The 14,447-nt window shown below is 68.0% G+C and carries 12 protein-coding genes and 1 pseudogene; 5 read left to right on the top strand and 8 right to left on the bottom strand.

Annotation, left to right across the window (positions count from 1 at the left end):
* Positions 1 to 37 precede the first annotated feature (37 nt).
* Both OG885_RS09445 and OG885_RS09450 read left to right on the top strand, forming a co-directional pair.
* Positions 38 to 1,102: an alpha/beta hydrolase family protein gene (locus OG885_RS09445; RefSeq protein WP_405728947.1), complete on the top strand. Its 1,065-nt coding sequence runs from the start codon at positions 38 to 40 to the stop codon at positions 1,100 to 1,102.
* A 26-nt stretch (positions 1,103 to 1,128) separates the two neighbouring features.
* Positions 1,129 to 1,551 (top strand): annotated as a pseudogene (locus OG885_RS09450) (transposase); the annotation flags it as partial.
* Between the two features lie 127 nt (positions 1,552 to 1,678).
* Here OG885_RS09450 and OG885_RS09455 read toward each other — a convergent pair.
* From OG885_RS09455 to OG885_RS09485, 7 genes are all read right to left on the bottom strand, one after another.
* Positions 1,679 to 2,146: a pyridoxamine 5'-phosphate oxidase family protein gene (locus OG885_RS09455; protein WP_405728950.1), complete on the bottom strand. Its 468-nt coding sequence runs from the start codon at positions 2,144 to 2,146 to the stop codon at positions 1,679 to 1,681.
* 107 nt (positions 2,147 to 2,253) lie between these two features.
* Positions 2,254 to 2,436, bottom strand: coding sequence for a hypothetical protein (locus tag OG885_RS09460; RefSeq protein ID WP_405728953.1), 183 nt, complete (start codon positions 2,434 to 2,436; stop codon positions 2,254 to 2,256).
* An 81-nt stretch (positions 2,437 to 2,517) separates the two neighbouring features.
* The gene (locus OG885_RS09465; protein WP_405728956.1) at positions 2,518 to 3,087 is read right to left on the bottom strand and encodes a TetR/AcrR family transcriptional regulator; all 570 of its coding nucleotides are present in this window, start codon (positions 3,085 to 3,087) and stop codon (positions 2,518 to 2,520) included.
* Positions 3,077 to 4,315 carry an MFS transporter gene (locus tag OG885_RS09470; RefSeq protein ID WP_405728959.1) on the bottom strand — a complete coding sequence of 413 codons (1,239 nt, stop codon included), beginning with the start codon at positions 4,313 to 4,315 and terminating at the stop codon, positions 3,077 to 3,079. The genes OG885_RS09465 and OG885_RS09470 overlap by 11 nt, the downstream gene beginning before the upstream one ends.
* Positions 4,312 to 5,622: an amidohydrolase family protein gene (locus tag OG885_RS09475; RefSeq protein WP_405728962.1), complete on the bottom strand. Its 1,311-nt coding sequence runs from the start codon at positions 5,620 to 5,622 to the stop codon at positions 4,312 to 4,314. Before OG885_RS09475 ends, OG885_RS09470 begins: the two co-directional genes overlap by 4 nt.
* Positions 5,619 to 7,193, bottom strand: coding sequence for an FAD-dependent oxidoreductase (locus OG885_RS09480; protein ID WP_405728965.1), 1,575 nt, complete (start codon positions 7,191 to 7,193; stop codon positions 5,619 to 5,621). The genes OG885_RS09475 and OG885_RS09480 overlap by 4 nt, the downstream gene beginning before the upstream one ends.
* The gene (locus tag OG885_RS09485; protein WP_405728968.1) at positions 7,190 to 7,639 is read right to left on the bottom strand and encodes a hypothetical protein; all 450 of its coding nucleotides are present in this window, start codon (positions 7,637 to 7,639) and stop codon (positions 7,190 to 7,192) included. Before OG885_RS09485 ends, OG885_RS09480 begins: the two co-directional genes overlap by 4 nt.
* An 84-nt stretch (positions 7,640 to 7,723) precedes the next feature.
* On the opposite strand from OG885_RS09485, the gene OG885_RS09490 reads away from it, so the two are divergent.
* Positions 7,724 to 8,380, top strand: coding sequence for a TetR/AcrR family transcriptional regulator (locus tag OG885_RS09490; RefSeq protein ID WP_405728971.1), 657 nt, complete (start codon positions 7,724 to 7,726; stop codon positions 8,378 to 8,380).
* A gap of 132 nt (positions 8,381 to 8,512) precedes the next feature.
* Here OG885_RS09490 and OG885_RS09495 read toward each other — a convergent pair whose 3' ends face one another.
* Positions 8,513 to 10,063, bottom strand: a complete 1,551-nt coding sequence (locus OG885_RS09495; RefSeq protein ID WP_405728974.1) for a long-chain-fatty-acid--CoA ligase — start codon at positions 10,061 to 10,063, stop codon at positions 8,513 to 8,515.
* Between the two features lie 357 nt (positions 10,064 to 10,420).
* Between OG885_RS09495 and OG885_RS09500 the strand changes: the two genes are divergently transcribed.
* Positions 10,421 to 11,725, top strand: a complete 1,305-nt coding sequence (locus tag OG885_RS09500) for a metallophosphoesterase (RefSeq protein WP_405728977.1) — start codon at positions 10,421 to 10,423, stop codon at positions 11,723 to 11,725.
* A 398-nt stretch (positions 11,726 to 12,123) separates the two neighbouring features.
* Positions 12,124 to 14,358: an MMPL family transporter gene (locus OG885_RS09505; protein ID WP_405728980.1), complete on the top strand. Its 2,235-nt coding sequence runs from the start codon at positions 12,124 to 12,126 to the stop codon at positions 14,356 to 14,358.
* Positions 14,359 to 14,447: the final 89 nt, after the last annotated feature.

The following is a 14,447-nucleotide window of genomic DNA, read 5'->3' on the forward strand; positions in this document are numbered from 1 at the left end:
ATAATCTTGCGTTAACGCTGTGGGAAGTAGGCTCCGTATGTCCTACCACTGGAAGGTCGCCCCCGAGGACCTGTTCGTCGAGCGGTACCGGCAGATGGTGAACAGCGGCCTGCCGGCCGCGGATGTCGACACGGTCCGATCGGCCATCACCGAGATGTGGCCCGACCAGCCGGGCGGATGGGTCTACGAGTGGTCGCGCCTGGCCGCCGGATACGCCGAGCACCGCCGACATCAACTCGCGGCGTTGGCCTTTGGGTGGGCGAAGTTTCCCACTGTGGCCGACGTCGCCAAGCGCACGGCGCTGGAACGGCAGCTCGAGCAGTACCTGCTTGCCGTTCCCGGCTTCAAGGTCGGCTTTGAGCGCCGCGTGATCCAGATACCCCACGAGGAGGGAGTCACCGCCGTACCCGTGCACCTTCTCACCCCGCCCGGCTGGTCCGCAGATACCCCCGTCCTGCTGGCCAGTGGCGGAGTGGACACCTGGAAAATGGACTTCCACGGCCTCTTCGAGGCCGTCGTCCTGCGCACTGGCATGGGCGTGCTGGCCTTCGACCTCCCTGGCACCGGCGAGAGCGCCGGCCCCATGGACTCGGAGGAGGGCGCCGAGACCGTGCGCGCACTGGCCCTCGAAGCGCGGACTCTGGGCAACGGGCGTGTCCTGCATCTGGGCATATCCATGGGTGGGCACTTCTCGGCCTGCTCGGGTCTGGCCGGAGACGTCGACGCGGCGATCGTCCTCGGCGGCCCCGTCGAGGCGGCGTTCGCCCCAGGCCGGACCTTTGCACACGGCATGGACGGCATTGTCGGCAACGCCTTGGGCTTCGATCACGAGCCGACCCACGCCGAACTGGCCCACCGCTGGCCGTCGTTCCGCCTGCGTCCGTTACTCGACCTCGACGCCAACGTCCCGATGCTCGTGATCAATGGCGCCGATGACGTCCACGTTCCCCAGCACGACACCCTCGTGTTCATGGGACGCAGGGACACGGAAGTCCACCTGCTCCCCGACACCGGACACTGTGCCGTGAGCAAGATGCCTGAGGTGTTGCAGCTGATGTTCGAATGGATCGACCGCCAACAGCTGCAGACCGCCCACAGCTGATACGCGACACCTTCGGCCCCGCTGCAAGCGTCGAGGAATCCCGCGTTTCGGCGGAGTACAGCGCCATCACTGGCACGATGGCCAGCGCACGCTGGCGAACATGCCCCAGCCGCGGGGCATCCCCTGGCCGCGTCCGCTGCCCGAGGACGCGCAACCCACCACGGTGATCCTGTCCCGGGACTCGGCGGGCCGCTGATTCGTCTTGATGCTCGCCGAGGACAGCATTGCTGCGGCCCCCGCCATGGACGCGGGGATCAGCTGCCTGGTAACCCTGCCCGCCGGGGAAGAAGTTCGCCACCCCCATGCATGAGCGGCGTGACCGCGCCCGCCTGGCCAGTGCGCAGCGGGTGCTGTCACGCAAGGCGAAGGGCTCGGCGAACCGCGACAAAACCCCGCGCCGGGTAGCCAAAGCCCATTCGCGGCTCTCCGGCCGGCGCCGAGACTCTCTGCAAGCTGTCGATGGCCTTCACGCGTTCTTCTGGACTCCGGCAGCGATCACGGGGAGCGATCACGTTAGGTGACAGGTGCCTTCGCTTGTCGCCTGTGACAGAGGTGTGAGCGTTAACCGGAACGGTCCTATGCTGCCGGTGGCGACGGCGACTTCGGTCCCACGGTGCCGGAATAGCTCAGATCCTGTGCCGTGAGCGAGTCGGGAACCAGCCTCAACCACGTCGTTCCCCTGTCCCCGGGGTCGTCGTGCAAGTAGTGCACGAAGCGTTCGTCCCAGCAGGACTCGTCCGAGCCGAGGTAGCGGATGAGCTTGCGCCGGCCTCGGGGTACGTCGAAGGGCACGAGCTCGGCCTCACCACGAGCGATCACCTGTTGGACAAGGCCCGTTTCGATATCGCAGACGTCGACAACGAGGGCGACCCTGGGGTTTGTCCTGACGTGATCGAAGAGCCTGGCCCACGGCCCCGTCAGGACCCAAAAGGCTCCGTCCTCCCATAGAAACCACACGGGGCGCACCGACGGGCCATGGGTCGCGATGCGCGCCGTGAGCGGCTGGCCGAGGAAGGAGTCCACATCGAACGCAGGAGAGTTCACCCGTCCATTTTCTTCTCGCTGGAGTCCAATGGAATCCCGACTTTGGACCTAAGACTTCTGATCCAGCATGGTGCCGCTCGACCATCGACAAACGAGGCATGCGGAGGTCACGAGAGCAGGATCATCTTCCGGAGAAGGTCGAACTCTGCTCGCCCGTAAAGCTGTCGTTTGTTCTTCTTGATGCGGTTCACGGCGCCTCCGTGCCACCGAAGGGTTAGTCCGGCGGTGACAGCGTCGAGGTCGCCGGTGAGGCCGCGGGCAAAGCTGGCCAGGCCTGGCAGATCCGCCATGATCGCCTCATCGATCCAAGCGGCAGGAGGACGCCGGCCTGTTGGGTGAGCATGTCGCTGAAGTCGCGGATCAGTTGAAAGTCAGGGGCGATCGGTGATCTGTGATTCAAGCCCCTCGTGAACTGCCCGCAGTCCGAAGACAAGACTTGTGCGAGACGTCACGGTGAGGCAGGCACCGACCACGAATGCCAGGATGGTTTCCCTTGCGTGCTCGGCATCCGGGTCGGTGAACCCTGCCGCCGCGCAGAGCTGAAGCAGGTGGTTGTCATACAGCGTCCGCTTGGGCCCGTACGGGGCATGGGTAGGCATGGCGGGCGCGAGCCATGAGTGCCGCTGGAACATCGCGTGCATCTCCTGAGCCATGGTGATGGATGACTCAGGCCACTCGGCTCCTTCAAGATCAATTGGCCGCAGCTCCCCCCAGATCGCGTCGCAGGCCAGCAGCAGGAGGTCATGCTTGTTCCTGATGTGCCAATAGATCGCTGCAGCGGTGGAGTCTAGAAGTTCACCGAGGCGCCGCATGGTCAGGCCGTCGATGCCCTCATTGTCGAGAAGACCGATGGCGGCACGGACGATCTGCTCCTGGTCCAGGGCCTGACGCTTGGAGCCGCTCGCGCCACCCTGGCCGGCATCCTTTCGTTCACCGTTCACGTTGCCCCCGGCGCAGCGTCATCAGCGCGCTCAGGCCCAACAGGGCCACCGCCACGCAGAAGCCGATCCCGGCTGCCCGGAGCCCCACGGCCTCGGCGGCCATTCCGACGCCCACCACGGGCACGGAGATGGCGACGTAAAGCACGATGAAGTAGGTCGAGGCCACCTCTGCCCGTTGTCCAGCGGGTGCCTCTGCGTTGATCGCGGCCAGCCCCGCGCGGAAGGTCACCCCTTGCCCCAGCCCGGCTGTTACGGCTGCGCCGAGCAGGAGGAACAGCGATCCGCCGGCGAGTCCCGCAATCAGCAGCGCCATGCCCGCGATCAGCAGACCACACCCGGCGGCCAGTGCCGCTTGGCCCAGTGGCCGTACAAGTGCGATCTGGCCGATGGCCGAGGCGGCGAACACTGTGCAGACCACGGCACCGGACAGTGCGGGCTCGGACAGGTGGAGCAGGTGCCCGAGAAACGACGGTGCGACTGCCGTGAACAATCCGAGCACAGCGAAGCTCGCGAATCCGGTGATCGACGCCTGCCGGAAGGTAGCCCGCATCTGTTCGGGCACTCGCGGGCGGGTGACGGTCAGTCGCGGCCGCCCGGCCTTGACCTGTTCCGGCATCAGCCACACGCCGGCCGTGACCACGGCGAGCATGCCGAGGTGCACCTCATACGGCAGCCGCAAGGGGGCTGGGGCAAGTTCGGCGAGCAGTCCGGAGAGCAGCGGTCCCGCGCCGAGCCCGCCCATGTTCGCCACTGTGGCCACCAGGCTGGCGCGTTCACCCGCGTTCTCGTCGGCAAGGTCGACCAGCGCGGCGGTCGCGGCGCCGGTGAAGATGCCCGCAGACAGGCCCGACAGTACGCGTCCAGTGATCAGCAGTGGCAGGTTGTCCGCACCCAGAAACACCGCAGAGCTGAGTGCAGCGCCGGCAAGTCCGGGCAGCAGCGTACGGCGCCGTCCGATGACATCCGAGACGCGTCCGAACAGGACCAGCGCGGTCAGGACCCCCACCGCATACGCGGCGAAGATCACCGTGCTCATGAGGGTCGAGAAGCCGAGGCGGTGCTGGTAGAGCACGTACAGCGGGGTCGGCAGGGTGGTGCCGAGCATGGTCACGGCGAAGGCCAGAGCCACAAGCCAGAACGCCGTCCCCCGAGGCAGGGCGGGCCGGCGCGAAAGCGCGCCGCCATGTGGCTGCCCGTTCTGCGCGGCCAGCTGGGTATCGGCTTTCACACTGCGCCCATCGCGTGGAGGAGTCGCTCACCCGCCGCAAGGAGCCGCTCCTTGACCGTGTCCAGGTCGCAGTCGAGCAGGGCGTGGTCGCGTTTGCGCCAGCGTCCGGCGATCATGACCGCTTCGATGTTCGCGATGTCGGCGTGCAGGGCCGCGGCGATCGGGTTATGCGCGGGCCAGAGATTGACGGCACGGGTGTCGATGGCGACCAGGTCGGCCTGCATGCCCGGTGCGATACGGCCGACTTGGTCGGCCAGGCCGAGCGCCTTCGCTCCTTCGACGGTGGCCCACGCGAGGGCCTGCTTGGCGGTGACAGTTGGCGTGTTGGCGTGGCTGCCGGTGCGCTGCCGGTGGGCGTGATCGAGGCTGCGCTGGTGGGCGAGAGCCAAGCGGGCGGCGGTGAGGATGTGGCCGGGTACGACGCTGTCGACATCGGTGCCGAGCGAGGGGGCCGCGCCATGGCGCAGCAGGGTGCCGGTGACGGGGGTGCCGTGTCCCTGGCCCAGTTCGTTCTCCGGTGTGCAGGTGAAGGTGACGCCGACCCTGACGAGCTTCTTGACCCAGGCGTCGGGCAGGTCGGAGCCGTGCACCACGTTTGTGGAGGGGCCGAACAGTCCGGCGTTGCGTACGGCCTCCCAACCCCGTGCGAGGGCTCCGCCACTCTGATGGAAGGAGGCGACGAGACCGCGTTCGTGCGCGGCGCGGAAGTCCGCCACCGCGGTGTGCGGGGAGGAGTACTGCGGTCCCTGGACGGCCATGCCGAGCGTGAGCAGGTCATGGTCGCGGACGGGGCCGTTGAGCAGGCGGTCGATCTCGGCGAGCGGATGGGGGAGGTCCGGGTCCCGGTAGGGCGTGCCGTGCAGGAAGACGGCACGGATGCCGGCCTGCATCAGCCCGTCGACGGCGGCGTCGGCATGCTCGGGTGTCAGGCTGTTGTGGCACCAGTCCCCGAGGGTGGTGGTGCCGCAGTTGATCTGGTTCAGCGCGCCGGCAAGATTGCTGACGTACATGTCGTCGGGTTCGTAGTGTTGGACGGCATTCCCGTGCAGGTGGGTGAGGTACTCCAAGAGAGTCCAGTCGGCGCCCACTGACCGCAGCGCGGTCTGCCAGGTGTGCAGGTGGGTGTTGACCAGGCCGGGGAGGATCACGCGTCCGGTGAAGTCGACGGTTTCGGCGTCCGGCGCGTCCAGGTTCTCGCCGGTGACGGCGATGCGGTCACCGTCGACGAGGATATCGATGCGCTCGGCGTCGGGGCGCCCCGGCGCCATGGTGATCACCCGCGCGCCGCGCAGCAGGATGCGGTTCATTCGTCGCCTCCCGTCCCGGGAGCTGACACGGTGGGGATCGTCGGCGTCATCGCCTGGGTGGCGGTGCGGGTACTCGTGAGGAAGTCCGTGGTCGCGATGTGACCGATGTAGCCGTCGGGGCGCACCAGCAGCAGGGCGTCCTCGGTGAGCCCGTGGACCGGCCTGAGTGTTCCTGCGGGATCGGTGAGGACGTGGTCGGCGTGTTCGGCGGAGGTGCCGACGGCGATCCGTTTCAACTGTGCGCCGTCCGTGGGCCATTCGAGCCGGTCGAGGGCCTGGGCGGCAGGACCACCGTGGGCGAGGGCGGTGAAGTGCGGACCGCGCAGGAGGTCGAACAGCCTGATTTCCGTGCCGTCGCTGTCGGTCAGTATGGCGTCGGGCATCCGGTCGCCGACGCGCAGCGTCTTGGTGCGGTGGCCGTCGGCGGGCGCGAGGGGGCCGCCGAAGTAGGTGAGCGCCAGCTGCTGTTCGTCTTTGCCGCGCTTGAGGCTCGAGGGATCGAGTTTGGTCATGCGGTCGTAGTTTTTTGTGGACAGTCCGAGCACTTCGGCCGCGATCGGCATCCGTTCAGTCTCGTAGGTGTCCAGGAGTGCGAGGTCGGCGCCGGCCAGGACCTGGGCGAGCTTCCAGCCGAGGTTGTAGGCGTCCTGGATGCCGGTGTTCAGTCCCTGAGCGCCGGCTGGAGTGTGCACATGGGCGGCATCGCCGGCGATGAGGACGCGCCCGTGGCGGTAGCTCTCGGCGAGGCGGATGTTGGGCCGGAACACTGATGTCCACTGGATGTCGCTCAGTGTGATGTGCCGGTTGCCGGTAATGGAGCGGATCCGCTCGTTGAGCGCCGCCTCGTCGAGGACGGGCTCCTCGTCGGCCGCCAGTCGGATCATCCACTGGAAGACGTCGCTGTGCGGCAGCGGGCAGGCCCCGGCGAACTTGCCGCCGAGCCGGGGCCACATGTGCCACCGGTCGCGGGACAGACCTGTGGTGACGGCGTCCACGATGATCATTCGGTCCTGTTCGTCCGTCGCTCCGGTGAACTCGATGCCGAGCTGCTTGCGGACGGTGCTGGAGCCGCCGTCGGCGCCGACGAGATAACGGGCACGGATCTCCTCGATCCCGTCGGGGCCCGCCACCTGGGCGGTGACGAGGTCACCGTCCTGGGCCAGTTCGACGAGTTCCGACGTGAACTCGGCATGATGGCCGAGCTGTTCGAGGCGATCGTGCAGCGCGCGGTCGGTGTCGTGTTGAGGTATCAGCCACGTGTTGGGGTAGGGAATGTCTGCGCTCGCCTGCCTGTTGCGCATCATCCGCCACGGAACCGCCAGGGGGCCGACATGGATCCCGAGCAGGGGGTAGGTGCTGCCGCGCGCGAGGACGGAGTCGAGCGCGCCGAGGTCCTCCAACACCTCCAGGGTGCGCGGCTGGATCCCCTTGGCCCGTGAACCGTCGAAGACATGATCTGCCTTGTTGACGATGCGGATGTCCAGGCCGCGACGGACGAGGTCGATCGCCAGCGTGGTCCCGGTCGGCCCGGCGCCGACGATCAAGACGTCGAGGGGGTCGAGGTGGTTCATGACTCTTGCCTTTCCGCGATGCCTGCCACAGCAGACGAGAGGGCGCTTTCGGCGATGTCGCTTGATCGTCCGCGGGGGGCCGTGTGGCCGCTGTCGATGAGGCGCCACTTCTGCTGTGGCAGGCGTCGCGCGGTATCGAGCACGTCGATGGGTGTGCTCTTGTCCTCGGCATCCCAGAGCGGCGGTGCCGGGAAGCCCGGTTCGCCCACGCGCCCGGACCACTCGGTGCGGGCGGCGCGCGCACCTGCGCCACCCCGCGGCGGCAGGTCGGGGCGGATGCCGTCACAGGACGCCACCAGCACGGCCGCCGCGAAGTGGTGCAGGGACGAGGCACTGCCGGGCAGCAGCCCGGACGCGGCCCCGTCTCCGGCGCTCTTGCAGCGCGCCCGCGGATCGTCGACGACCGCGGACTTCGAGGTGGATTGGCGTTCAGACCGGATAATCATATCGGTTACAGTGTTTCCGTTATTTCGCTCCTGTCAAGCGGACGCACTGTCCACGTGGCACAGATACGAGGAGGTGGGGCATCGGTGCGGCGCTCTCCCGGCCGTCCCCCGATCCCGCTCGAGCGGATCGTCTCCGCCGCAGTTCAGGTCGTCGACGAGGAGGGTGCCGATGCCCTGTCGATGCGCACACTCGCCCAACGCCTGGGCTCCGGCACGGCCACGCTCTACCGGCACTTCGGCAACCGGGCAGCTCTGGTGGCCCACGTCGTGGACCGTATGTTCGGCGGCATCGAGATCGGGAACGACGAACTCGCCGCCATGGGCTGGCGGGACGCGTGCCGCACGACGATGCAAGCCACGTTCGACGCTGTGAGCCGACACGAGAGGGTGGCCCCCCTGCTCGCCGAGGGGGTCCCCGTCGGCCCGAACGCGATGGCCATGCGGGAACGCTGCATCGCCGTCCTGCTCGCCGACGGTTTCCCGCCACAGGTCGCGGCGCACGCCTACGCCACCCTGTCCCGCTACGTGCTCGGCTTCGCGATACAGCTCCGCGGGCACCAGGGCACGGACCAGCCCGGCAACGACGGTCACGCGGCCGCTGCCTTCCGGGCCGCGGATCCCTCGGTCCATCCCGCCACCGCGGCGGTGGCCGCCTGGATGCCGGTGCCACTGGAGGAGGAGTTCCGCTTCGGCCTGGAACTCCTCCTCGACGGGCTCAGCGGACTGCGCGACGGCGCCTGACCGTCGGCAAGATGTGTCGTGGTGGCCGGGGCCGGCGCCGTGGACGCCATGGGTGAGCTCTTCGGCCACCACCCCGGCGGCTGAATGCCATCGGAGCCCGCCCCCGCCGCCGGAGCGGCGAGCACCTCCATGTCATCCGATCTCGCGCTTGAGGATCTTGCCGGTTGCCGTCAGCGGGAGCGCGTCGGCGAACTCGATGATGCGCGGGTACTTGTAGGCGGCGAGGCGTTCCTTTCCCCAGGCGATGAGTTCGCCTTCGGTGGCGGTGGCGCCGGCCTTGGTAATGACCACGGCCTTGATCTCCTCGCCGTGCGACTCGTGGGGAACGCCGATCACGGCGATCATGGAAACGGCCGGGTGCTCCATGAAGAGCTCCTCGATCTCGCGCGGGTAGACGTTGAAACCGCCGCGGATGATCATGTCCTTGGCCCGGTCGACGATGTAGTAGAAGCCGTCGGCATCTCTTCGGGCCAGGTCGCCGGTGCGGAACCAGCCGTCGCGCAGGACTTCGGCCGTTGCGTCGGGCCGCTTGTAATAGCCCTTCATCACGTTGTGGCCCCTGATCGCGATCTCGCCGATCGCGTCGGCGTCGTCTTTCACGTCGGACCAGTCGTCGTTGACGAGTTTCATCTCCACACCCGGTACAGGCACCCCGATCGATCCGACGCGCGGCGCCTGGCCGAACACCGAGAACGCCGCCACCGGAGAGGTCTCCGACAGCCCGTAGCCCTCGAGGATGGTCACTCCGAACCGCTTCTGGAACTCCCGGTGCACCTCGGCGGGGAGCGCGGCCCCGCCGGCGACGGCGACCCGGAGGTTGCGGGCCAGGGCGGTGACGTCGACCGACTCGTCCAGTGCGCCGAGCAGCGCCCAGTACATGGTGGGGACGCCGCCGAAGAGCGTCACCCGCTCCTGGGCCATGAGGCGCAGTGCCGCGCCGGGCTCGAAGCGGGGCAGCATCACGATGGTGCCGCCGAAGGCCAGGGCGGCATTCTGGAACACCGTCTGCCCGAAGGAGTGGAACAGCGGCAGTGCACACAGATACGTGTCCGGACGATCCGACGACGTGTCGAACAACATCTCGTCGATGAGCGCGTTGTCCCGCATGTTCCGGTGCCGCAGCTCCGCGCCCTTGGGCACGCCGGTCGTTCCGGACGTGTACAGGATGACAGCTGTGTCGTCTTCGTCTGTGAGTACCGTGTCGAACGCGGATGGCTGTCTGGCCCAGGGCAGTTCCAGTTGGGGGTCGACGATGTACAGGTCGGCCTCCGTGCCCTCCACTGCGACGCGCGCCGTATCGCCGATGGGCAGCTCGCCGGTTCCTTCGAAGGCCACGTATGCTCGGGCATCGCAATCCCGCAGGTGGTAGGCCACTTCACGCGCCTTCAGCAGGATGTTCAAGGGCACGACCGTCGCGCCCGCCTTGAGAATGCCGTTGTAGGCGATCGTGAAGTACGGCAGGTTCGGCATCGACAGCGCGACCTTGTCACCCGGGCGGATACCCCGTGACACCAGCAGGTTCGCCACCTGGCAGGCTGCTTCGTCAACCTGCGCGTAGGACAGCCGGCTGTCGCCGAAAACGATCGCGGTGCGTTCCGGGTGCCGTACGGCGGTGCCCTCCAGGAGCTCGGCAAGGTTGTATTCGCTCACGACACGACCCCGATCCACTGGTACGACATACACACACTCCTTTGCCGCGGGTTGCCCTCGCGTCCGTGGACACCGGGACCGTGCGCCAGGGGCGGACGGACGTCGACGCGGCGGCCGGTTCCGGCTTCCCGGAGCTTCCCGGACCCGGTCTGCCCCGGGCCGATGACTCCTCCACGCCTTGACTTGCGTGCCTCACACCGGCACCCGGCGACCAAGAGCCACTTGACACGAGACCATTTACGGCAACATCGTATCCATTACACGGGTCGGGCATCAACCCTCCGACCCCAGGCTTCGCCCGCAGCAGATGACCTGTTCGTCCAGCACGGGGGGGGGAGCCGGGCGTGCGCCCGCGGTCGTGACGTAGCGAAAGCCAGAGAGAGGCCCCTGATGGAGGACGTGTATGAGTTGGCGGCGATCGCCGCGTTCTGCGCGTTGCACTGGTTCGCATGGAAGCGGTTGTTCCGTGACACGACACGGGGGCCGGGCCGCGTTCGCCGGGCGGGCGCGGTTGTCCTGGTCCTGGGCCCGCTGCTGGGGACTGCGGCCTTCGCTGCAGAGCGTGGAGGCGCCCCGTTCTGGCTCCAGCAGATCCTGGCCTGGCCTGGTTACCTGTGGCTCGCACTGTCGCTCTACGTCATCCTGGCGCTGCTGGCAGCAGAGTTGGTGCGGCCCGTACTGAGCCGGGCCGCGAAGGGTCCAAGGGGCCTCGCCCAGGAGGAAGCAGCCGTCAGACGCCCGCCTGCACCCGCACGGTCGGAGCCTGGTTCCGGGGCGAGCCGCCCCGGGCTCAGGAACGGTTCGGGCCCCGAGCGCGAGACTCGGAGCGACATGCTGAGCGGCGCCCCGGGCCACAATTCACCGTCCGACTTCTCACGTCGGCTCTTCGTCTCCCGGACGATCGCTGGTGCCGCAGCAGCCACCGCCGTCGGCACCGTGGGCTTGGGCGCCTACGGCGTGTTGCGCGGGCCCGGGGTCAAGCGGGTCACCGTCCCGCTGGCCAAACTGCCCAGAGCCGCGCACGGCTTCCGGATCGCCGTCGTCAGTGACATCCACCTCGGTCCGATACTGGGCCGCGGCTTTGCCCGGAAAGTCGTGGACACCATCAACTCCACCCAGCCCGACGTCATCGCCGTGGTCGGCGATCTGATCGACGGCAGCGTGGAGGACCTGGGCCCGTCCGTGGCGCCGCTGGCGCAGCTCAGGGCGCGGCACGGCACGTTCTTCGTCACTGGGAACCACGAGTACTACTCGGGCGCCAAGCCGTGGGTCCGGCACATACGCGATCTTGGGCTGCACCCGTTGGAGAACGACCGCACGGAGCTTCCCTATTTCGACCTCGCCGGCGTGAACGACGTCTCGGGCAACGAGGAGGGCGACGGACCCGATTTCGCGAGGGCACTCGGCGACCGCGACCGCACGCGCACCTCGGTCCTGCTCGCACATCAGCCGATCGTCATCCATGATGCCGTCCGGTACAGCGTCGACCTACAGCTCTCCGGCCACACTCACGGCGGCCAGATGTGGCCCGGCAACCTCCTCGCGGGCCTCAGCAATCCCACGGTCTCCGGGCTCGAACAATACGAAAACACGCACCTTTACGTCACGAGGGGCGCCGGAGCCTGGGGCCCGCCGGTCCGCGTGGGCGCACCCTCCGACATCACGGTCGTGGAACTCGCCTCTGGGAGCGCCTGAGCAGTGTCCGCGAGCCAGATCCTGCATAGAGCCTGTTACGGCAGTCCAGCACGGGAGTCCTGTTGTTCTCCCCCAGGGATTCCCCGGGTCCAGCCCCTGTGGCGTTCCGGGTCCGGCCGGGCTGGCGACCGCGGCAGCCCTCGTGAGTTCGAAATTCCCGTGACCGCCTCCCTCAGGCCCGCCAACGTACGTGTTTCGCCGGTGGGCCCGGCATGGCTTGCGGCGATCGGCGGCCATCTGGTGCGGACCAGGCGGAAGCAACTTCTCCCCTACATGGGGATTCACCCGCCATTTCCGGGCTGAACCATCAGTACTGACCTTTCCCTCCAGAGCACGACCATGCCAGACCCGTTCCCCAAGATCTTTGGGAACCCGAAAACAGACGTGGAGACCCCTTCGTGGCGACTTTCCTTTACAGACTGGGCCATCTGGCCTTCCGGCGGCGCTGGACTGTCGCCCTGATATGGCTGGCCACGATGGCCGGAGTCGTGCTTGCTGCCTCCCAGGCCAAGGGAACCTCAGACGAGAGGTTCTCGATGCCGGGCATCGAGGCCCAGCAGGCGTACGACCTAGCGCAGGAGCGCTTTCCTGGGACCACCGTCGACAGTGCGAGCGCCCAGGTCGTCTTCGTCGCTCCGGCCGGTCAAAAGGTGACCGCATCCGCCAACAGGGCGGCCGTCGAGAAGGCTGTGGCGGCGCTGGCTGACGGCCCCCAGGTTGACCGGGTAGACGACCCCTTCCAGTCGGAGGCAGTCAGTAAGGACGGCTCGACGGCGTACGCGACCGTGACGTACAAGGTCAAGGTCGTCGATGTCACCGACGCCAGCAAGGAGGATCTGCAGCAGGCCGTCGACCAGGCCCGGGAGGCGGGCCTGACCGTCGAGGCCGGCGGCGAGGCGCTGGACAGCGGCAGTGGGCCCGGCGGAACGTCCGAGCTGATCGGCATCTCGATCGCCGCCCTCGTACTGCTCATCGCTTTCGGCTCCATGGCCGCGGCCGGACTGCCCCTGCTGACCGCGCTCATCGGCGTCGTGGTGAGTCTGGCCTCGGTCACCGCGGTGGCCGACCTCTTCGGACTGTCCGACACAGCCAGCACTTTGGCCACGATGCTGGGCCTCGCGGTCGGTATCGACTACGCCCTGTTCATTGTCTCCCGCTACCGCGAGGAGCGTTCGAGGGGCCGTGTTCCGCAGGAGGCGGCCGGGATGGCGGTCGGCACCGCCGGGTCCGCGGTCGTCTTCGCCGGGCTCACCGTCGTCATCGCGCTGGTGGGGCTGTCGGTGGTGGGTATCCCGATGCTCACCAAGATGGGGCTGGCTGCCGCCGGAGCGGTCGCCGTCGCGGTACTGGTCGCTCTGACGCTGGTCCCCGCCTTGTTCGGCTTCTGGCCGAACGCCGCCCTTTCAAGGGCCGGCCGCAGCAGCGCACGCGACGGCGGCCGGATCGAGGCGGGCACCGAGAACAACGGGGGCACCCGCTGGTCAAGGTTCGTGCTCCGCCGCCCCGTCCCCGTTCTGATGCTCGGCGTGGCCTGCCTCGGAGCGATCGCGGTGCCGATGGCGAATCTGCAGCTGGGCATGCCCGGGGACGAGGCGAAGTCCACCTCCACCTCAGAACGCCGGGCCTACGACGCCCTGGCTGAGGCCTTCGGGCCGGGCTTCAACGGACCGCTGACCATCGTCGTGGACGCCAAGGACGCCTCCGACCCCAAGGACGCGGCGCAGAAGATCTCAAAGGAGATCGCTGCCACCAAGGGAATCGTGAACGTCTCCCCTGCCCAGTTCAACGACGCCGGCGACACCGCGGTCTTCGAGGCCGTGCCCTCGACCGCGCCGACGGCCGAGAAGACCAAGGATCTGGTGAAGACCATCCGGGCCGACCGCACCGGAATCGAGTCCGAGGCCGGGGCGAGCTTCCAAGTCACCGGCACCACTGCGGTAAACATCGACATCGCCGACGCTGTCCAGGCCGCCCTGCTCCCCTATCTCGCGGTCGTGATCGGTCTGGCCTTTCTCCTGTTGCTGGTGGTCTTCCGCTCTGTGCTCGTCCCCATCAAGGCGGCTCTCGGCTTCCTGCTGTCGGTGCTGGCAGCCCTCGGCTCCGTCGTCCTGGTCTTCCAGGACGGCTACGGCGCCGACCTGCTGGGCGTCGAGCAGACCGGCCCGATCATGAGCCTGATGCCAATCTTCCTGGTGGGCATCGTCTTCGGACTCGCCATGGACTACGAGGTCTTCCTCGTCTCGAGGATGCGCGAGGCCTACGTCCACGGCGAGGGGCCCGCCCAGTCGGTCACCACCGGCTTCCGCCACAGCGCCCGGGTCGTCGTCGCCGCCGCACTGATCATGATCGCGGTCTTCGCCAGCTTCGTCGCGGAGACCGACTCCATGATCAAGATGATCGGGTTCGGCCTGGCGGTCGCCGTCCTCTTCGACGCGTTCGTGGTCAGGATGACGATCGTGCCCGCCCTCCTCGCCCTGCTGGGTGACCGGGCCTGGTGGCTGCCGGCCTGGCTGGACCGGCTCTTGCCCCAGGTCGACATCGAAGGCGAGGCACTCGCCCAGCGGCCTGCCGACTACAGCCACACGGACTCGAACGGCCATGCCACAGACAGTCCCGCCGGGGCCCAGGCCTGATCCACCCGGCCCTTCCCGAGTCGCCCGTGGCCCATCCCACGGGCGACTCGCCAGCCGACAGCAATGCCGTGCCCCACCCGCAGGAGAGC

Source organism: Streptomyces sp. NBC_00028 (assembly GCF_045041065.1).
Lineage (GTDB): Bacteria > Actinomycetota > Actinomycetes > Streptomycetales > Streptomycetaceae > Streptomyces.